At 61.2% G+C, this 19,385-nt stretch carries 23 protein-coding genes; 11 read left to right on the forward strand and 12 right to left on the reverse strand.

Annotated features, from left to right (window positions below; all coding sequences use genetic code 11):
- Positions 1-67: 67 nt before the first annotated feature.
- The 7 genes from NKH23_RS12260 to NKH23_RS12290 all read left to right on the forward strand — a co-directional run bounded on the left by NKH23_RS12260 (position 68) and on the right by NKH23_RS12290 (position 7,676).
- Positions 68-190, forward strand: coding sequence for a hypothetical protein (locus NKH23_RS12260; protein ID WP_353034703.1), 123 nt, complete (start codon positions 68-70; stop codon positions 188-190).
- Positions 191-421: 231 nt separating this feature from the next.
- Entirely contained in the window at positions 422-1,615 is a 1,194-nt protein-coding gene (locus NKH23_RS12265; protein ID WP_352913957.1) for an acyltransferase family protein, read from the forward strand.
- A 2-nt stretch (positions 1,616-1,617) separates the two neighbouring features.
- Positions 1,618-2,721 (forward strand): glycosyltransferase family 2 protein, encoded by a 1,104-nt coding sequence (locus NKH23_RS12270; RefSeq protein WP_352977339.1) that lies wholly within the window; start codon positions 1,618-1,620, stop codon positions 2,719-2,721.
- Positions 2,722-2,727: 6 nt separating this feature from the next.
- Complete coding sequence (locus tag NKH23_RS12275) at positions 2,728-3,756, forward strand: glycosyltransferase family 2 protein (RefSeq protein ID WP_502908340.1); 1,029 nt, start codon at positions 2,728-2,730, stop codon at positions 3,754-3,756.
- 9 nt (positions 3,757-3,765) lie between these two features.
- Positions 3,766-5,550, forward strand: a complete 1,785-nt coding sequence (locus NKH23_RS12280) for an ABC transporter ATP-binding protein (RefSeq protein ID WP_502908341.1) — start codon at positions 3,766-3,768, stop codon at positions 5,548-5,550.
- A gap of 1,090 nt (positions 5,551-6,640) precedes the next feature.
- The gene (locus NKH23_RS12285) at positions 6,641-6,859 is read left to right on the forward strand and encodes a hypothetical protein (protein ID WP_352718238.1); all 219 of its coding nucleotides are present in this window, start codon (positions 6,641-6,643) and stop codon (positions 6,857-6,859) included.
- 112 nt (positions 6,860-6,971) lie between these two features.
- Positions 6,972-7,676 carry an SOS response-associated peptidase gene (locus NKH23_RS12290; RefSeq protein ID WP_353015635.1) on the forward strand — a complete coding sequence of 235 codons (705 nt, stop codon included), beginning with the start codon at positions 6,972-6,974 and terminating at the stop codon, positions 7,674-7,676.
- Here NKH23_RS12290 and NKH23_RS12295 read toward each other — a convergent pair.
- The gene (locus tag NKH23_RS12295; RefSeq protein ID WP_023677293.1) at positions 7,673-7,933 is read right to left on the reverse strand and encodes a hypothetical protein; all 261 of its coding nucleotides are present in this window, start codon (positions 7,931-7,933) and stop codon (positions 7,673-7,675) included. The genes NKH23_RS12290 and NKH23_RS12295 overlap by 4 nt on opposite strands.
- A gap of 3 nt (positions 7,934-7,936) precedes the next feature.
- Positions 7,937-8,197 carry a hypothetical protein gene (locus NKH23_RS12300; RefSeq protein ID WP_254819421.1) on the reverse strand — a complete coding sequence of 87 codons (261 nt, stop codon included), beginning with the start codon at positions 8,195-8,197 and terminating at the stop codon, positions 7,937-7,939.
- Between the two features lie 136 nt (positions 8,198-8,333).
- Here NKH23_RS12300 and NKH23_RS12305 point away from each other — a divergent pair, with 136 nt between their 5' ends.
- The 4 genes from NKH23_RS12305 to NKH23_RS12320 all read left to right on the forward strand — a co-directional run bounded on the left by NKH23_RS12305 (position 8,334) and on the right by NKH23_RS12320 (position 10,733).
- Positions 8,334-8,492, forward strand: coding sequence for a hypothetical protein (locus NKH23_RS12305; RefSeq protein ID WP_352915526.1), 159 nt, complete (start codon positions 8,334-8,336; stop codon positions 8,490-8,492).
- A 121-nt stretch (positions 8,493-8,613) separates the two neighbouring features.
- A complete protein-coding gene (locus tag NKH23_RS12310; protein WP_352915528.1) occupies positions 8,614-8,823 on the forward strand; it encodes a hypothetical protein in 210 nt (69 codons plus the stop codon).
- A 487-nt stretch (positions 8,824-9,310) separates the two neighbouring features.
- Positions 9,311-9,826, forward strand: a complete 516-nt coding sequence (locus NKH23_RS12315) for a hypothetical protein (RefSeq protein ID WP_352915531.1) — start codon at positions 9,311-9,313, stop codon at positions 9,824-9,826.
- A complete protein-coding gene (locus NKH23_RS12320; RefSeq protein WP_352915534.1) occupies positions 9,807-10,733 on the forward strand; it encodes a S1 domain-containing protein in 927 nt (308 codons plus the stop codon). Before NKH23_RS12315 ends, NKH23_RS12320 begins: the two co-directional genes overlap by 20 nt.
- A 336-nt stretch (positions 10,734-11,069) precedes the next feature.
- Here NKH23_RS12320 and NKH23_RS12325 read toward each other — a convergent pair whose 3' ends face one another.
- The 10 genes from NKH23_RS12325 to msuE form a co-directional block, all read right to left on the reverse strand.
- On the reverse strand, positions 11,070-12,704 hold the full coding sequence (locus NKH23_RS12325) for an AAA family ATPase (RefSeq protein ID WP_353034706.1): 1,635 nt from the start codon (positions 12,702-12,704) through the stop codon (positions 11,070-11,072).
- 94 nt (positions 12,705-12,798) lie between these two features.
- On the reverse strand, positions 12,799-13,176 hold the full coding sequence (locus NKH23_RS12330; RefSeq protein ID WP_352915539.1) for a BA14K family protein: 378 nt from the start codon (positions 13,174-13,176) through the stop codon (positions 12,799-12,801).
- Positions 13,115-13,264, reverse strand: coding sequence for a hypothetical protein (locus NKH23_RS12335; RefSeq protein ID WP_127204769.1), 150 nt, complete (start codon positions 13,262-13,264; stop codon positions 13,115-13,117). Before NKH23_RS12335 ends, NKH23_RS12330 begins: the two co-directional genes overlap by 62 nt.
- A 14-nt stretch (positions 13,265-13,278) precedes the next feature.
- Complete coding sequence (locus NKH23_RS12340; RefSeq protein ID WP_353015638.1) at positions 13,279-13,602, reverse strand: DUF2934 domain-containing protein; 324 nt, start codon at positions 13,600-13,602, stop codon at positions 13,279-13,281.
- Between the two features lie 147 nt (positions 13,603-13,749).
- On the reverse strand, positions 13,750-14,379 hold the full coding sequence (locus NKH23_RS12345) for a BA14K family protein (RefSeq protein WP_353034708.1): 630 nt from the start codon (positions 14,377-14,379) through the stop codon (positions 13,750-13,752).
- A 167-nt stretch (positions 14,380-14,546) separates the two neighbouring features.
- A complete protein-coding gene (locus NKH23_RS12350; RefSeq protein ID WP_352915546.1) occupies positions 14,547-15,308 on the reverse strand; it encodes an ABC transporter ATP-binding protein in 762 nt (253 codons plus the stop codon).
- 41 nt (positions 15,309-15,349) lie between these two features.
- Entirely contained in the window at positions 15,350-16,348 is a 999-nt protein-coding gene (locus tag NKH23_RS12355) for an ABC transporter substrate-binding protein (RefSeq protein WP_352915549.1), read from the reverse strand.
- Positions 16,349-16,400: 52 nt separating this feature from the next.
- The gene (locus tag NKH23_RS12360; RefSeq protein WP_352718260.1) at positions 16,401-17,249 is read right to left on the reverse strand and encodes an ABC transporter permease; all 849 of its coding nucleotides are present in this window, start codon (positions 17,247-17,249) and stop codon (positions 16,401-16,403) included.
- Positions 17,250-17,289: 40 nt separating this feature from the next.
- The gene (locus tag NKH23_RS12365) at positions 17,290-18,654 is read right to left on the reverse strand and encodes an LLM class flavin-dependent oxidoreductase (RefSeq protein WP_352915551.1); all 1,365 of its coding nucleotides are present in this window, start codon (positions 18,652-18,654) and stop codon (positions 17,290-17,292) included.
- A gap of 52 nt (positions 18,655-18,706) precedes the next feature.
- The gene (msuE, locus tag NKH23_RS12370) at positions 18,707-19,264 is read right to left on the reverse strand and encodes an FMN reductase (RefSeq protein ID WP_352915554.1); all 558 of its coding nucleotides are present in this window, start codon (positions 19,262-19,264) and stop codon (positions 18,707-18,709) included.
- Positions 19,265-19,385: the final 121 nt, after the last annotated feature.

Below are 19,385 nucleotides of genomic sequence, written 5' to 3' on the forward strand. Positions count from 1 at the left end.
GGCCACGCGTCCAAGGCTGAGAACCACGATCCTGTCGGCCAGCGCCCGCACCGTGGAGAGATCGTGTGTGACGAGGATGACGCCGGTGCCGCTGGCGGCGATCGAACGGATGAGCTTCACGCGTTCCGTGATGACGGCAAGCTTGCTGCATCGCAGCACATTCGACACTGATATCGGCAGGCCAAGGTAGGGCGCCAAAAACCGTCAGAAATGGACAATTCAGGCTGTTTCCTGCAGTTTTTGAGCCTCTATTAGCCGCGCCTCACGTTCCTGTTTCAAATGTGTCAACTTTTTGTGTTGCGTTGCACAATGGTGGCCCTATTCTGCGTGAGGGGGGCGCTTCCGATTGGAAATGCGCCGTGAACGACGCCGCCATGTTGACCGATTGGCAGTTTCGCCGTCCCGCCGGCGTACGCCGCTAATGGGAAATGCGCGCGACACCCAATTGGACGCGCTGAGGGCCATCGCCGTGACGATGGTGCTGTACGCCCACTTCTTCGCGGTCGGCGGGTCCTCGTTCTGGGGCCATATCGGCGTGCGTCTGTTCTTCGTGCTGAGCGGCTTTCTGATCACGCGACTGCTGCTGGAAGCCAGAGCGGCCGCCGAATTCGAAACCGGACCGGCGCTGAAATCCTTCTATATCAGGCGAGCGCTGCGGATATTCCCGCCCTATTTCGCCGTGCTGGGTTTTGTCTGGCTGGTGGACCTGGAGCAGTCCAGAGGATCGCTGGTCTGGCATGCGCTCTATCTGTCGAATTTCTGGTACGCAGCGCAGAATGAATGGACGCCCTGGCTGCTCTGCCATTTCTGGAGCCTGAGCATCGAGGAGCAGTTCTACATCGCCTGGCCGCTGATCGTCCTGCTGGCGCCGCGCCGGCGCCTGGAATCGATCTGCATTGGCGTTATCGTGCTGTCGCTGGCCTATCGGTTTTATTGGCCGATCGCTGGAACGCCCGGTTTGGCACGCGACCTGCTGCCGCCGGCGTCAATGGACGCATTGGCGTCCGGTGCGCTGCTTGCCGCCTATCGGTCAAGAGCTGCCGGCTTGCCGCAATGGCTTCGAGCTGGCTGGCCGGGGCTCGCGGTGGCGTTTTTCGTTCTGCAGTGGTTTGCGCCGGCGCCGGCAAATCCGGTGCAGGAATGGGGCCTCTGGCTGCTGTTGCAGATCCTGCCTCTCGTACCGCTGGTGGTCATCGTTGCAAGCTGTTCGACAGGCGTTGGCGGCTATATCGGAAAAGGTCTCGAACTGCCGCCGCTGCTTGGCCTTGGCCGCATCAGCTACGGCGTCTATCTCTACCATCCGATAGTGCTGGCGTTGGTCGTCAAGTCGCAGCCCTGGATCCCGCTCAACGTCTCGGAACAAGGGCCGGGACGGTTCCTGGTGGCGGGAACGGCGACGCTCATGCTGGCCTCGGTCTCGTGGCTGCTTTTCGAGATGCCGCTCAACAGCCTCAAACGCCACTTCCCCTATGTTGCCCGGAGAGACCGCGCCGGCTTCCCGGCAGGCATCGACACGACCAATGCCGGATGGCTCGCGGCTGGAGCGTATCTGGGCAAGCCGCTTGATGGCGCATCACGCTTGCCACGCAAGCTGCAACGAACCGATCGGAGCTGATCATGGCTGCTCCCTTGGTGTCAGTTCTGCTGCCGATCTACAATGCGGGACCTTACCTCGCCGCCGCGCTGGGCAGCGTCCTGCGGCAGGATTACGAGCGTGTGGAGGTCATCGCCATCAATGACGGCTCGACGGACAACTCGCTGCAGATCCTGCAGAAATATCGCCAGGCCGACAGCCGCATCTCGATCATCTCACGCGAAAACCGTGGCCTGATCGCAACGCTCAATGAAGGCTTGGCGGTGGCCCGCGGCGATCTGGTCGCCAGGATGGATGCCGACGACATCGCCTATCCCCGGCGCCTGTCGCGACAGGTCGCGCTGTTTAACCAGCAGCCTGACCTTGCGCTGTGCGGTGCAGGCTTCGACACCTTGCTCGGCAACCGCGTCGTCAGGGGGTCGCCCGATCCGATATTCCAGGACAATAGCCTGCGGATATTGTCGATGTTCTTCACGATCTTCATGCATTCCACGGTGGTATACAACAGGAATGTCATAGAAGAAGACGTTCTATATTATGACACGAGCTACAAGCATGCCGAGGATTTCGACCTGTTCAGGCGGCTGACCGACCGCTACCCGGCGGCCATGATCCCCGAAAGTCTGATCGCCTATCGTATCCATGACGACAGCGTGACCAACAGGCACAAGCGCGAAATGCGCAGGACGCATTTGAAGATCGTCGCCGAGAACCTAGAGCGCGAAGGGCTCGCACAAGGGACGCAAGGCCTCCGCGACATCGGTGAGGTCCTGTCGATGGGCACGGTTCGCCGTGCCGCCGAATGGATCCTTGCGCTGGAAGAAAGGATTGCCGGGCTGCCGGCCGAGACGAGGCCGAGCTACCAGGCTGGCACGCTGAACCTGTTCTATTTCCTCTATCAGTTGATATCGGGGGAAAGACAGCCGCTGCTGATGCACGAATTCCTGACACGGACGGCGAAATGGAAGCTCATCCGGCGCCGCGAGCAGTACGTGTTTCGCACCGGTGCCTTCGCGCCGCGCTTCAGTCTCGCCTCGATGTCGGTCACCAGGCAGGTGGATGCCCTGTCGCGGTATCTGCAGTCCGTGCCGGCCGCGGCGGTTTTGCCTTCCCCTGAGTTGAGCTAGCAACGCATGTTCGTCAAATCGCACCAGCTCCAGCAGCGCGGCCGCTCGACGGTGCCGGCGGCCATGTCGCCGCAGCCGCAGCAAGGACCGGCGCCGGCGGTCAGCTTCATCGTCTGCACACGCGACCGTGTCAGCGTGCTCGAGCCTTGCATAAAGTCGATCCAGGCCGCGTGCCGCGCCTACCCTGCCTTCTCTGCCGAACTGGTGGTTGTCGACAACGGCTCGACCGACAGCACGGCCAAACGGCTGGCCAGCATCGCCGAACTTTCGGACATTCCGTTCACGGCTATTCGCGAACCACGACCTGGACTGGCGGCCGCCCGCAATGCCGGGCTGGAGCGGGCGCGGGGCCGCGTGCTGGTCTTCGTCGACGATGATTGTGCGGTCCACAAGGATTATCTGCGCGATCTGCAGCGGCACTATGCGGCCGGCGAACGGGTCATCCGTGGCGGCCGCGTCGAGATCGGCGATCTCCGCGACCTGCCGTTCACGATCAAGCGGTCGCCGGTGCGCGCGCGGCTTACGCCGGATGTCCATCCCGGCGGCTTCGTACTCGGCTGCAACATGACGATGCACCGCGATGTTGCCGCCCGCATCGGCCGTTTCGACGAACGCTTCGGCGCCGGCGGCCCGCTGCGCTCGGCGGAGGATACGGACTATCTGGTGCGGGCGGTGCTGCTTGGGATTCCGGTCGAATATGTGCCCGACATGACCATCTATCACCATCACGGCCGGCGCGACCGCAAAGCCATCGAAAAGCTGCATCGCGACTACAGCATGGGCAATGGCGGGCTTTGCCTGAAACATATCCGGTACGCGCCGTGGCTGCTTCGCCATTTCTACTGGTCTATGAGGGCGGCCTTACGCGAACTGAGGAAAGGCCCGCTGTTCGACCGCGAACTCAAGCTGTCGCACTGGCCGATCATCGGCATGAATCTGCTCGGCGCGGCCAAGTTCGCGGTGCTTTTGCTGGCGAAATCGCCAAAGACAACGGAAGTGCGACAGGAGCAACAGGCAAATGCCGAGGCGAGGTGATCCGCTATCATGCGACTGATGCCGCCCAGCCTGCCGATGCTGCGCCGCGCGCTCGGGCAAAAGCAGTTGCGCCTGCTTCCGGCCGTGGTGGTGCTCGGGCTGCTCAGCGCCGCGCTCGAAGGTTTTGGTATCGGCCTGATCATCCCGTTGCTGAACATAATCATGGGGCAGGGGCAGACCGGCATGGCCGGCTTTTCCGCCGTCTTCCAGCATGTCGGAGCGAGCCTGAGCGAGCGCGACCGGCTGATCGTCATATCGGTCGCCATCCTCGGCTCGATCGTTCTGAAGAATCTGTTCGCCTTCGCCAACACGCTGCTGACCACCTTCATCTATGGCAAGGCCAGCCATTCGATCCGCAGCGCGCTGTCGGAGCAGTTGCTTAGGGTAGGCTACCCGTTCTTCCTGCAGCAAAGCCCTGGACGGCTGCTCAACATCATCTCCAACGAATCCTGGCGGGCCTCGGATGCCATCCAGATCACGCTTGGGGCAATCGTTAACGCGTCGGCCGCAATCATCCTCCTGACCTTCCTGCTGCTTCTATCGTGGCAGATGACGTTGCTGGTCACGCTGGGGCTGGCGCTGGTGCAGGTCGCGCACGCCATGCTGTCGGCAAATCTGAAGGCGCCGAGCCGCAGCGTCGCCTCCCGCAACAGCCAGCTCGCATCGCAGATGCTGCATCTGGTGCATGCCGGGCGGCTGATCCGCATTTTTGGCCAGGAGCAACGCGAGAAGGCGGCATTCGACCGTGCATCGGATGCAGTGCGCCGGGCGGCGTTCGTGCTTTTGACGCGTCAGGGAGCATTGCCGCCGCTGACCGAAGTTCTGCACGCCATGCTGTTCCTGGCGGTGGTGATCGGCGCCTGGTTCGCCGATGTCAGCTTCCCGCTGATCGTCGCCTTCGTCATCCTGCTCTACCGGCTGCAGCCCTATATGCGGTCGTTGCAAATGGCCTGGAGCCAGCTGCAAGGCCTGAGCGGGTCGCTGGAAGAGGTGACGTGGATGCTGGACCCGTCCGACAAGCCCGCGCCGCCGCAAGGTGACGCGGCGTTCCCCGGGCTCAGCCAGGGCATCAAGTTCGAGGACGTCACCTTTACCTATTCCGGTTCGGAACAGCGCGCGGTGGTGCTGCATGCGGCGAGTTTCGACCTCCGCAGCGGCCGCTCGACGGCGCTGATCGGCCGCTCGGGCGCCGGTAAGACAACGATCGTCAATCTCCTGTGCCGCTTCGTCGAACCGGACAGCGGCAGGATCCTCGTCGATGGATTGCCGCTCGACCGTATCGACCCCAGCCAATGGCGAAAGCACATCGCGCTCGCCAGCCAGGAGTTGGAGCTGGTCGACGGCACCATTTTCGACAACATCATCTACGGCCAGGACGCGGCCTCGGCCGACGACGCCGAGCGCGCGGCAAAACTGGCCGAAGCGCATGATTTCATCGAGCAGCTGCCGCAGGGCTACAGGACCGTCGTCGGCTACCGGGGCGTCAATCTCTCGGCGGGCCAGCGGCAGCGGATCGCGCTGGCCAGGGCCCTGGTGCGCGATCCCGATATCCTCATCCTCGACGAAGCCACCAATGCAGTGGACGGGCTGTCGGAAGCGGCGATCGTCGAGACGCTCAAGTCGCGGGCCGGCCGCCGCACCACCATCGTCATCAGCCATCATCGCAGCACCATCTCGTTCTGCGACGACGTGGTGATCCTGAGCAACGGCCGCGTGAAGAAGCAGGCACCTTTCGCCGCGCTTGCGACGCTCAGCATGGACGAGCTTTACCAGCACGAGGCGCTGGAGGGCTGAGGGCGACCCCGCTGCGTGCGGCCGCTGGGAGGTCGTCCTTTTCGGATGTCAAGCCAGGTCAAGCATCTCAGGGGCAAGGAAGACCTCCGCCCTCACTAAAGGATTTCTGGGATGATGAGTGATCCCGAGCTTACCCGCTTTCGATCTGGAGCGTACAGAACCAAGGGTCCGCCCGCCAAATCCAGCAATGGCAGGCAGACCCTAATCAGCGCATGAAGGGACTGATTCTGCGCCGATTTCTCCTCGAGGAGATGACGCCATCAACTGAAGACGGCCGCAGTTGTTCCCGGCGCCGGCTGTACACGAGACCATTGCGCAGGCAGGTCAGACTTAGGTCCTATTAACGGGCATCGCTGGCTGTGAGTGAACATCGGATCGGCTCGGTGGTAGCGAAACTTCGGCCGGAGGTCGACGCAGGCATTGGGTTCCGGGGCATGATCGGCTCGGCGCTGATCAAGGGCGGCGATCGATCGCCGCACGGCTGCTGCGGAGGGGCGCTTGCATTCCTGCGGAATACGCATCCAATCCGGCGCCAAATGAAGCTGTCCCAAGCGTTAGGGGCTCAGCGGTCGTCAAGCTGTTGCTAATATACAGCACAGGCAGCGCTCTATGAACGGCGTCGCTTGGAACCCCTACCTCCGACCAACCGTTAGTGTCACAATGACGAACCAAAAAGTGAGGCTGACGATGGACCCGCTGCAAAACAACACGTTGGAGATCTGGTGTCTTGCGGCCGTTCCGCTGTCACTGCTCCTTACGGTGTTATTAGCCGGATTTATTCTCTAGCCGAACCCGACGAGGCCGGCTTTGCGGACCGGGCCTGGAAGATGAAAATGACTGCCATTAGGCACGGTAGGCGTCGCGGACACCCCGTGGCACCAGGCCGTGGCAGCCTTTTCCAACGTTGCCATCATAATCGGCTCTTTCGACCGGTCCGGTCCGCGGCGATTGCTCGCGGCCCCGTTGCGAGGGCGAGCATCCGAGCTCGTACGTTTTTTACACAATCTCTGATTGGTGGACTCGCCCGCCGCCATCGACGTTAATTTTGCGTTAGCGACTGGAGGGGGAGATCGCTAACGGGAGGAAGAAAATGAAAGAAAACTACGATCTGACGATCGACTATGACGACCAGCCTTACGACAACAAGCCTTACGATCTAGCCACATTCGCAAGGAAGCACGGGCTCAACATTCGAGCCGCCGAGCTTCTTCTTTTCGCCAAAGGCCCGTCTCGAGCGGCCTGCGATGCCGCGGCGAGGGCTTTTCTGGCGGCAGTCGCCGCACAAGCTATGAGACAATCGGCGCGGTAGGTCTCACAAAACCATTGCTGACACGGCCTGCCGTGTCAGCAACCCAACGGACAGCGCTGGAAATTCCGGGCCGTTTCCAACAAGATGCCTGAGCATCCGGGAACGGCCTGAAATGTGCAATCTTTACAATATCACGACCAGCCAGCAGGCCATCCGCCAGTGGACCCGCGCCCTGCGTGACATCCTCGGCAATCTCGAACCCTCCATCGACATCTATCCCAACCAGCCCGGCCCGGTGGTGCGCAACGCGCCGGACGGCGAACGCGAATTGGCCAATCTGCTGTGGGGCATGCCGACGCCACTGGAGCGGGTCAAGGGCAAGGCCGACTACGGCACCACCAATATCCGCAATCCGCAATACGGCCATTGGCAGCAATATCTCGGCATCGAGAACCGCTGCGTGGTGCCCGTCACCAGCTTCGCCGAGCCCAGCCCGACGCCCGGCGACAAGGACCCCGAGACCGGCATTCAGCGCAACTTCTGGTTTGCACTCGGCGAGGACCGCCCGCTGTTCTTCTTTGCCGGCCTGTGGACGCGCTGGCAGGGCATTCGCAAGGTCAAGGACGGCCCCGCCGAGCACCAGGTCTATGGCTTCATGACGACCAGGCCCAACGCGCTGATCGCGCCGATCCACGAAAAGGCAATGCCGGTGATCCTGACCACGCCGGAAGAAACCGAGACCTGGCTGACGGCGCCATGGTCGGAGACAAGACACCTGCAGCGCACGGCGCCCGATGACGCGCTGGTGATCGTCGAAAAACCGGCGACACAGATCAAATTTCCGCAGCAGGCGCCGGCGCAAGGCTCCTTGTTTTAGCGCTTGAATTTCTGCAGCACCCAGATGTAGCCCTTGGGCGGATGATCCTGGTCGATGAACTGCGTCTTCACCGTCGTGTCCTTGCGGCTGCATCGCTTGCACCTGAACCTGATCGCTTCCAGCGGCTTGTTCCAGCCCACCACCTGGGCCACGTCATTCGCCCTGAAGCGCCCGACGTGGTAGCAGTGGCCGCACTCCACGATAAGCAGCATGTTGGCCTTGGCGGCACGTCCAACGCTGTCCATCGGCCCGGCCATGGCTCATTTCCGGGTCGAGTAATCCTCGGGGAGGGGAAGCAGGCCAAGCTCCGCCATCCGGTAATCGGGCTCCTTCTCCGCGACGCTGGCCAGCACCTCGTGCAATTTCTCGACAAGCCCGCAAAGCTGCCAGAACAGCTCGCCATGCGCCTTGAGATGCAGCTGCGACGACAGCACCGTCCGGCGCAGGCTCAAAGCGTCCCTGATGATCGCCTCCGCATCCCTCGCCGACAGCCTGTCGAACCGGCTTTTTCGTCTGCCCATCGCGGCTCTCCTCGATTTGTGAGCAACCGCCCCGCCTACTGACAAATAGGAAGGCATTCCTCGCCAAGTCAATTCGCTCTTGACATTTTTGTTCCCGTTTTGTTCAATTTCAACAGGAACGCTCGGAGGCCCCACCGTGGACCACATCGTGACACTGGACAGCCGCCAGGAGGCCGCCCTTCAGGCCGTCGCCGACCAGTTCATTGCCCAGCACAAGGGCGATGCGGTGAAGGCGCTCAAGGAGATGATCGTGCTGAACGGGTATCTGCAGGAGCGGCTGGATGCGGTGGGTTGAAATTCCATCCACAGGCGCGATTAAGCGCAAGAAGATTCACCGGGAAGGTCGCGGCGTCAGCGCGAGTCCAATCGGTCATCTCTGCCAGCATTGCCCTGTCGGGTGAAGCGAAGCGCTTTTCGTGGTCGATCTTGATCTGCCGCATCCGCTTTGCAGGATAAGCGATGACATCGTCGGTCTCGACATGGTGATCATAGCAAAGCAGCAGGAGATTGGCCGCAGAACGCCGTTCCTCGTTGCTCATGTCCTCCCGAAAGCGTTCGCCTCCCTCTTCAGCTCCCTCGATATGACAGACTTGGCCAACAAACTTGCCGACCTCGTTCATCATTAGCCGATTGCACCCAGGAAAGGCGCAAAGATTTCCTGAATGCAGGAACAGCTGGCGAAGCGTCTCTGGTCTTGGCGCAAGCCGTTTCGCCCTCTCTTTTTTTGTCGTTTGATGGTTCCAATAAGACCAGTGCTGCCAATCGACCTAATTTGAAAACCACTTTACTTTTCATCGTTGACAGTGGTTTCTGGTTGCGACCAGGACAATTCTCCAGAATCCACTCTGACCCAAATCCCTGTGGCCCAGATGTCGAGCAACTTCGTGTACGCTACATAACAAGGCACGAACAGCGGGCATTTCTTGGCTCCAAAGTGCACTTATCTCATAGGTTGAAATGGCTGAGAGTGACGCAGTCAAAAGTTTTCGGGACGCCATAGAAGCAGCGCTTAGAGGCGGCTTCGTAGCGGTCGATTTTCCGGACGGTTCTAAGCCGCTATTAGAACGTGCACTACGTCAGCGTATCGGGCTAGTGACCTCCACGGACCTCGCCATGAAAAACGCCGAGGAAGCAAGAGCCAACACACTATCCGCGCGACATGGTGTAAACAGCTTTCCACATCACAGTGACTTCGCCTTTAGACCATTTCCACCTCGGCTAATCATTCTGATCAACGAAACCCAGCAATCCTACGAGACGCCTACCAACGTTACTCGAATCATCGATCTGCCAAAGAAGATGCAAGACATACACGCTCGCAGCCAGTGGCATCTGAGGGTCAGAGGCATGGCCTTTGTCGTTGGCGGGATGACTGCAGTTGGAAAACATCTCATTCACCGGTGGGATACGGATTTCTTGGAGCCCGAAAACGGAGAAGCATGGGCATGCCTACAGATCATCAAGAAGCTCGTTCCAAGGGTCGAGTCACCACATAAATGGAAGCCAAAATCTGCGCTATTGATTGACAACTGGAATTGTACGCACTCGCGGGGATACGCCAAAGGCGGGGGTGAAAACCGCGAGCTGGTTCGATTGGAGGCTTGGCATCATGCAGGAGTGGACCACTGACACGTTGTGGGCAAAGGCGGGAGTTTATGGCAGGCAGGCAATGGAGTCCGACCGCAAGAGTCCACTATTTCCACTCTTGGCGTCTTTCGCGCTAGAACTGTTAGGAAAGGCAGCGCTTTCCCAGATCCATCCCGTCCTGATAGCCGACCCTCGCAGCGAAGGCGAAGCGATCCTCTACGCGTTCGGAGTTCCCACGAGCGATCCGAAAACCATCATGTCGAATACCGTCTTCAAGCGGCTCGGCAAGTTAGTGCCGGGCTTTACAGAGGAGGACGTGCGTACTTGCCTCATCCTTGCGGAACAGAGAAATCGGGAACTTCACACCGGCGAAGACGCTTTCCAAGATTTCAAATCGGGTAAATGGGTACCCGATTTCTACCGCGTTACGAAGATCCTGACAGAGTTTATGGGTCGAGATTTGGACGAATTATTAGGCAAGGAGCACGCGAAAGATGCCAATGAAGTTACAGCTGAACAGTCTGCCAAAGTTAGAAAGGAGGTTCTTGATCGGATACAGGCTTGCAAGAAATCTATAGCCGGACTTCGTATTGAGGAACTGTCTGATCGTCGAAAGGCCGACGAATCTGGCGTGACATGGGCACGCTACACCAATGGAACTGCAGTAAAGGCGACTGGGTGCCCCGCGTGTGAAAGCCAAGGTCTGCTCCATCTTAGGCACATTGCTGACCGGCCCGCTGAGATAGTTGAGAATACCATTTTCGTCGATGGAATCTGGTCGCCGCGAAAGTTTAGCTGCAAGGTCTGCGGCCTCGATTTGGACGGAACTAAGGAACTGGGGTTCGCGGATTTGGCTGATCAGGTAGTCGAGACCGATGACAGTGATCCGGCCGACTTCTTCGGGATCGAGGTCGGCACGCTCGATGAGCCAGACTACGGCAATGAGTAGCGTCGATGAGTTTGGGGCAAGGCGCCACCTGATCGTGCTCAACGGGCACTTGCAGGAGCGGCTGGATGCCCTGTCGTCACCACGCCGAGCGACGCGCTAAGCGCTCAGAGATGACGGTAGCAGGACGCGTGTTCAATCGTGCCGTTCGAAGGTCGGCTTAGCGCCAAGAGCCTACCTTTCCGAGCAAATGCCATATATCGCATTTTGGTTGAAGCGGATCGGCAGCTCTCAGGAGAGATTGGACAGCCGCCGCTCCTCGGCCGATCAAAAAGTCCGAGGGCATCGACCTTCACCCTATCTTGCCCGAGCCGATCCTCAAGAAGACTTGCCGACTAGTTACGTCATAGCAGCGGGAAGCCCACCGAAATGCTCGGCCAACATGCTCCTTATCACAACATCGTCTATAACCAGCTTGCGAACAGCCGCCTCATATTGGCTACGGCTTTTGAACTGCAGAGCACTCACGATCACAGTTAAGGCAGCCGTCTCTCGGATTGGATAGCGAGCGATAATCTTGTCAACGTCCTTAGAGATGATCCAGCCCTGCAAACGCGCCTTCTCTGCTTGGTAATGGGCCTGCGAATCCACAGCGATACTGACGTTCTGTCCTGCCTGAATTTTCTTCCAGTCGGGCATCTCAAGACTAATTTGGTCCTTGACGGCTTGCTCTGTCATGCGAGCAGCAAGGCGATCCGCGTTGGACGCTATCGCGGCAAGAAGATCGGTCCACGCCTTGACGATCATCTGACTAGGATCGCCTTCTATGACCGTGCACTGTCGCTTCGCGATCAACTCCACGATGGTCGGGTTGTAGTAGAGAGCTTCAACTGAATAGACGGCAAGTGCGAAGACGCCCTTTGCCTCAAGGGCTATTTTCTTATCTGAAGTGAGCTGGTCCTGATCGACTATTCCGTAAGCTTGAATCCACGCAATTGCACTGGTGTCACGAACACTGGTAACGGCGTGCTCAACGTCGCTGCAAGTCGCTCTTGGAAAGATCGACACACCGGGAAACAGGATTTCGTAAAGCGGTTTGTCTAAGCTGTCCGCGCTTCCTTCAATGAAGAGCATCTTGCGGCGTGAGCCAATGATAGCCTCTTTGGTCGGATCATCGATCCCAATGCCCGGCTCAAGAACATCCAAGTCCCAATTTCCAACATCGTCATTGACGGTCTTGGAGTCGCGCACCAACACGGTTCTGGCGGTGCGGCAACTGACGGGCAAACTCAACTCATGAGTAGACACTACAAACGTGCAATCCGGACGCTTTGCGAAGAGCTGTAGAAGCAATGGTGTGACGATTGATGCGTGCAAGTGCCTCTCGGGCTCGTCGACAAGGATCAGCGAGCCTTTCTTGGCCGTTAGTACCACGCCCGCGATCAGCAGCGCGGCCCGTTCGCCATCAGATAGGGCCGCGATGCTATAAGGCGGGCCCTCACGTTTTCTGGCGACGATCGTGCTATTCGGTTCGATCGTCATGGCGATTGGAATGCCCGATCCGACCAAAAGCTCGTTGATTGTCTCAAGTGGAGGTAATTCGTCCGCCAACTGAGCTGCTTCGGCGCTCTTACCAGATTTGACGGCCGCTCGGATGTTCCGAGAGAGGTTGTTATCCGCATCGATAAGGTCAGCGATAATCAAGCCACTCCGTGAGGCCGGATCGTATTCGCGCCAGCGAGCTTCAGGCTGAGCATCCTGATTCTTCGTGTTAGTCTCGGTCTGGATCTTGCTTTGCGGTGAAAACGGCACCGAGTTGGTTTCCATCCAAGTCTGCCGATGTGCGGCGACGCGGACAGCTCTCGCAAAATTCTTCCGATAGAGCGAAAGCATTAAACCAGACTTACCGGCGCCATTGGGGCCGACGACGAAAAGCGGGGCAGCAGTTGAAACCGGGAGCTGCAATGAAGACCCGTTGGTCAGCGGCACCGCAGTTTCAAATGGCGGCTCGGCAGCTTCAGAGTTTGTGGCCATATCTTCCCCCAATAAGTGCCCCGAACCATTATCTCGCGCGGCGAGATCATGACCTTGCCAACTTATCAGCGTCGAGGGAAGTCACTCGCGGCGATCAAATAGCAGCTATCCGATTTGAAGCGATTGTACTGCGATGATCCGCTTTCAGGATCAGGCAATGCTGCACCATACGACAATCATTCTGAGCGCAAGCTGGCATTCGTGACCCAATTGGCGAACGTTTCCTTTGCGGGGCACCGCCGGCATCGAGATAGGGCGAGATGCAGGGGCGCTGTTGTCCGCTGTAGGATGTGTAGTGGTCGTCGCTTGGCCTGTAGGAGCGGTAGCGGCTTCGCGACGGCTTGTGAGGGCTGGAATTCAGGTTCCGCCAGGCGTCCGGCGCGGCTGCCTGGCAAGCGACGGCACGCCCCTCAATGCCTCTTGAAATACTGCACCTCGCGTTCGTGCTTTTCCGCAGCCTCGCGGCTGTCAAACGTCCCGAGATTGCGGCGCTTGCCGGTCTTTTCATCCTTCTTGCGCGAATAGAGGCGGTATTTTCCGTCTTTGAGTTTTCTGATCATCTGTCTCTCCTTGGCTAGGGCCGCCGCGTCCCCTTGAGGTTGCGCGCGGCTTGCTCGATCGCCGCCCTGTCGTTGCCCAGCCTGTCGATCAGCTCCTGCGCCTGTTCGCCCGATATGCCGGTGCGAACCGCGAGGGCCTCCACCGTCAAGACGTCGGAGCTCGCGACCTCGCGGGTTTCCGGCAGGGCATCGCCTGCCGTCAACGGCAGGGCTGCCTCCCTGTCGATCTCGGCCTCGGCCCGGTGCCAGTGCCGCTCGGGATCGCCATGGATCCCGCCTTCGCGTTCCCAGATCTGGTATGCGCGCTCACGAATCTTGTCGTCCCGTTGGTCGCCCATCTTGATTCCTCCTTTGCCTGTCGGATGAACGCCGCGCCGATCCGAACGATCCAAAAAAATTTGCGTGATCGTTGGTTAGCCGCTCGAGCGTGGGATCGCACAAGACACCATGCCCTTCGGTCCGCTAGCCCGCCGCCCAGCGCCCTGCTACTGGCACTGCCGACGCGGCCCGCCGGAATACGGCTGATAGCTATTGTCTTCCGGTCGATATGACCGGTAGCGGCTGAAGCAGTATTGCACGTGGTCGGATGAGAGCTCGGCGGCGCCGGGTTCATCCGATGGCGCGTAGCCCTCCACCGACGACGTATCGCTCGCCTCGACATAGCTGCCGTCATCGCCGGCGTTGAGATAGGGCGAGATGCAGGGGCGCTGTTGTCCGCTGTAGGATGTGTAGCGGTTGTCGTCCGGCCGGTAGGAGCGATAGCGGCTGGCGCACCATTCGACATGAGCGGCGGGCAGCGCTTGCTGCTCTTCCGCTGGTGGCTGGATAGAGCCGGTGGCGGTGGTGTCGGGGATCGAAGCTGCGGCGGTGTCGGCGGGTTTCGAGCTGCGATCAACTTCCGAGGTGCGAACGGGGACCGCGCGAGCGGGAAGGCGCTCGAGGCGTTGCGAGGCCTGGTTTACCGGGCGCGGGTCCTTGGTCCACAGTTCGCTGGAGACGGGGACGGCCGGCCGTACCGGCTTGGCTATCAATAGCCAGGTGGCGAAGGCGAGACCGCTGGCGAATACGGCGAGCGTCAGGACGAAGCCGCCAAAGATTGCGAACAAAGCTTTCATGCCGCGCTCCTTCGCCTCCCGGTTAAGGAAATGCAGGGCGGGGAATCCGGTTCCAGGAAGGAGCGCGGGGCAGGGGCTTTCAAAAAGGAAGGCCCCTCTCCGTCTCGGCTTCGCCGAGACACCTCTCCCCGCTTTGCGGGGCGAGGAACCTAAGGCCTTTTAGGCTTTCAGTGCAGGCCGAATTCGCGCAGCAGTTCTTCGCGGTAGCGCACGAAGCGGCTTTCGCTGCGCTCGCGCGGGCGGGGCAGGTCGATGTCGATCAGCCGCGCCGCGCCGCCTTTCTCCTTGGGCAGGATCAGCACCCTGTCGGCGAGGTAGATCGCTTCCTCGAGGTCGTGGGTCACCATCACCATGGTGACGTTCTCCTCGCTCCAGATGCGCGCCAGTTCCTCCTGCATGCCGATCTTGGTCATCGCGTCGAGCGCGCCCAGCGGCTCGTCGAGCAGCAGGATTTCGGGCTGCACGGTCAAGGCGCGGGCGATGCCGACGCGCTGCGCCATGCCGCCCGACAGCTGCCTTGGGTAAGCATCACTGAATTCGGCGAGGCCGACGAGCGCGATATAGAAGCGCGCCCGTTCCTCGGCCTCGGCCTTCGGCATGCCGCGCACTTCGAGGCCGAAGGCGACATTGCCGAGCACCGTCAGCCAGGGCAGCAGGCGCGGTTCCTGGAAGATCACCGCGCGCTCGGCACCGACGCCGTGCACCGGCTTGCCGTCGATGGCGACGCCGCCGCTGTCGGCCGCCTCCAGTCCGGCCAGGATGCGCAGCAGCGTAGTCTTGCCCGATCCGCTGGCGCCGACGATGACCAGGCATTCGCCCGAGCGGATGTCGAGATTGAGGGTCCTCAGCACTGCAAGCGATCGCCCGCCGATGCTGAACGATTTGGACAGGTCGCGTATGCTGACCTCACCGCCGCTTGTGCTGCTCATCGGGCTCGTCTCCCAGCTGATTGCCTTGCCGGTTGGCCTTGTCAGTTGGTCTTGGTTTCGCCGGGCCGGTAGAGGATGTCCGCTGCCTTCAGCTTACCCTTTGGCAGCCGGCCGTCGCGCTCGAGCACGCTGACCCAGAAGTCGATGTCGCGGTCCGTCGCCTTGGCCCCCTGGCGCAGCCCGAAGCCGGTCCAGTAGCGCGCCAGCTCGCCGTTTTCGCCGCGCTTGTCGAGGATGTTTGCCAGCACCTTGCGCGCTTCGTCGGGGTTCTGCAGCGACCAGTCGGAGGCGCGCGCCGATTGCTCGACGAAATTGCGGGCGGCGTCGGGATGGGCGGCGATGAAGTCGCGCCTGAGCACGACGAAGCCGCCGGCCAGCTCGCCCAGCACGTCCGTGTCGTTGAACACGCCACGCACGCCGCCATTGTCGACCAGCGCGCCGGCAAACGTCGCCTGCCAGTAGCCCAGCGCCGCGATGTCGACCTGGCGGGAGCGCAAGGTCTGCTCGAGCTGCGGTCCGGGCACGACGACGAGATTGGCGGCATCCGGCGACAGGCCGACGCTGTGCAGCGCCTCGCGCACGGTGTAGTCGAGATGGGCCCCGAGCGTGTTGACGGCGATGGTCTTGCCGGCGATGTCGGCGATCGATTTGATCGGGCTGTCGTCCAGCACGTAGAAGACGCTTCGCACCTTGCTGTTGATGCCGTTGCTCGGATAGACGGCGACGAAGTCGTTGCCGCCGGAGATCGAGTTGATCACGGCGGCGGTTGCAGCCGAGCCAATATCGACGCTGCCGGAGGCGAGCGCAAACAATGATTCCGGGCCGCCGCCGGAGTAGCCGACATTCTCGACCTCGATACCGAGGCCTTTGAAATAGCCGAGCTCGCCGGCCAGCTCATGCGGAGAGATGCTGCCACGGCTGGCGAGGGAGCGGAACTTGACGGGTGCCGCTTCGGCAAAAGCGAAGCGCGGCAGGCCGGCGGCGAGAAGGCCGGCGGCGAACGGCGCGCCGGCAAGCAGGGAACGGCGGGTGATTTTCATGGTGCGGGTCTTTCCTGGTTGGCTTGGGTCTGGTCGATGGCGAAAGGGGAGGTCAGTCGACGGCATTGCTCCAGCGGCAGAGTCGCCGCTGCAGGCTGACGAGCGCCTGGTTGGCGATCAGGCCGAGGCCGGCGAGGATGACGATTGCGGCAAACATCAGCGGAATCTGGAAGTTGTACTGCGCGTTCATCACCTGAAAGCCGATGCCCTTGTTGGCGCCGATCATTTCGGAGGCGATCAAAAGCAGCAGCGCCGTGGTGGCGCTGAGCCTCAGCCCAACGAAGATCGAGGGCACGGCGCCGGGCAGCACAACGCGGCGGAACACGGTGAGCTGCCTGGCACCATAGACGCGGGCCATCTCCAGCAGTTTCGGATCGACTTGCTTGACGCCGCCGATGGTGTTGAGCAGCAGCGGGAACAGCGTCGCCCAGAAGATGACGAACACCTTGGAGGCTTCGCCGAGCCCAAGCAGCAGGATGAACACCGGATAGAGCGCCAGCGCCGAGGTCTGGCGGAAAACCTGCAGGATCGGATCGAGGGCGGTTTCGACGGCGCGCACCTGGCCCATGAACAGGCCAAGCGGGATGGCGACCAGCACGGCGGCCGCGAAGGCGAGACCGGCGCGCTGCAGGCTGATGGCGATGTCGCCGAGCAGAGTGCCGCCGGCCAGCCCCTTCCAAAGTGCCGCGACAATCATGTCGATCGGCGGCAGCACGGCCGTGTTGACCCAGCCGGCGCTGCTCGACACTTGCCAGATTGCGAGGAAAGCAATGAGGACGCCGTAGCGCGACAGGAAGCGAATTCCCGCCCGGCCGCCGAGGCGCAGGAAGTCCGAGCCGAGGCTTGTCGTGCTGTCACGCGTGCCGAGGCTGGCGGCCTGTTCGATGTGCTGCAAAGTCATCGTCTTGCCTCTTGCTTGGAAAGTATCGGGCTTCTCGGGACTATTCGGCAGCCAGCACGGCCGAGCGAGCGGCGGTCCACGGGTTTTCAGGCCGCCTGAGGCCGAGGTTCTCGCGCAGCGTCCTGCCTTCATAGGCCGTGCGGAAAAGGCCGCGGCGCTGCAGTTCGGGGATAACCAGCTCGACGAAGTCGTCGAGCCCGCCGGGCAGCCAGGGCGGCAGGATGTTGAAGCCGTCGGCGGCTTCGTTGCCGAACCATTCCTCCAGCTGGTCGGCGACCTGCACTGCACTGCCGATGACGGTGTAATGGCCGCGCGCCGTCGCCACCCATTGATAGAGCTGGCGGATGGTAAAGTTGTGCTCGTCGGCAATCTGGCGGATCAGCGCCTGGCGGCTCTTCATGCCTTCGGTTTCCTTGCTCGGCGGTAGCGGTCCGTCGAGCGGATAGCCCCTGATGTCGAGCGTCTGGCCGGCCAGCCCGTTGAGCAGGGCGACGCCGTCCTCCGGCAAGATGAGATCGTTCAGCTGCTGGTATTTGGCGCGCGCTTCTTCTTCGGTGCGGCCGACGAAGGGTGCTACGCCCGGCATGATCAGCACCTGCTCGGGATCGCGGCCGACGGCCGTCACGCGGGCCTTGATATCGCGATAGAATTCCTGCGCCGACGCTAGGTTCTGATGGGCGGTGAAGATGACTTCCGCCGAGTGGGCGGCGAGCTTGCGGCCGTCCTCCGATTGCCCCGCCTGCACCACCACCGGGTGCCCCTGCACCGGGCGCGGCACGTTGAGCGGCCCTTTGACGCTGAAATGCGCGCCCTTGTGGTCGATGTCGTGGAGCTTGTCCTTATCGTAGAAGCGCCCCGATTTCTTGTCGCGGACGAAGGCATCGTCCTCCCAGCTGTCCCACAGCGCCTTGACCGTCTCGACATGCTCATGCGCTCGGGCATAGCGCTCGGCGTGGGCAGGCTGCGTCTCACGATTGAAATTGCGCGCGGTTTCGTCGCCGGCCGAGGTGACGACGTTCCAGCCGGCGCGGCCATTCGACAGAAGGTCGAGCGAGGCGAACTTGCGGGCGAGCGTATAGGGCTCCTCATAGGTGGTCGAGGCGGTGGCGATGAAACCGAGATGCGTGGTGAGCGGCGCCAGCGCTGCAAACAGCGTCACCGGCTCGAAGCCGGCGATCTTGGCATTGCCGCCTTCGCGGGCGCCGAGCCCGACCGTCAGATTGTCGGCGAGGAAATAGGCGTCGAACAGGCCGCGTTCGGCGGTCAGGGCAAGCTGCTTGTGGAACTCGAAATTGGTGGCGCCATCGACCGGCGCCTCGGGGTGACGCCAGGCGGCGATATGCTGTCCGCCGCCGGGCAGGAAAGCGCCCAGTTTGATTTGCCTGGATTTGGTGGATCTTGTCATCGCGGCGTGCTCCTGGATGGATCGGAAAGGGGATCTCGGGTCAGTGGTGCGTTCAGGCGGCAAGGCCGACGCCGTAGGGCACTCCGGTTACCCGGCATGCCTCGGCGACCGCTTGCCGGGCGCGGGCGTGGATGGCTTCCGATACCAGCACGCCATTGGCAAAATCCTTGTCGGAGGCGTAGATCGCGGTCGGCACGGTCAGCGCCTCGAAGAAGCCGAACAGCGGCCGCAGCTGGTGCTCGACGATCAGCGAATGGCGCTCGCCGCCGCCGGTCGCGGCGAGGATGACGGGCTTGCCCCTCAGCGATGACGGATCGAGCAGGTCGAAGAAATGCTTGAAAAGCCCGGTATAGCTGCCTTTGAAAGTCGGCGAGCCGGCCACCAGGATATCGGCGCCCAGCAGCCGTTCGACGATATTGCGCGCCGCCGGGTCGAGGTCGCCGAGGCGCCTTGCCCGCGGCAGGGACGCGCCAAGATCCTCGATGTCGAAGACGGCCGAGGCCGCGCCGATGCTTTCGGCGGCCTGCCCGACAATGTGGCCGACGAACGCCTTGGTCTTCGATGGCCGGGTCAAGTTGCCCGACAGCCCCACAACGAGCTTCTTCGACATTCCTGGCTCCCTCTCAAGCGCTCTGTTTTAAGATCTTGGGTCTAGCGATCTACTTTAAGTCTAGAGAGTTTGTAGAATTAAAAGAGCGAGAAAATTTCAAAAGCAGGGCGATGAGCGAACT

The sequence above is a fragment of the Mesorhizobium sp. M1328 genome (genome assembly GCF_040318075.1).
Lineage (GTDB): Bacteria > Pseudomonadota > Alphaproteobacteria > Rhizobiales > Rhizobiaceae > Mesorhizobium.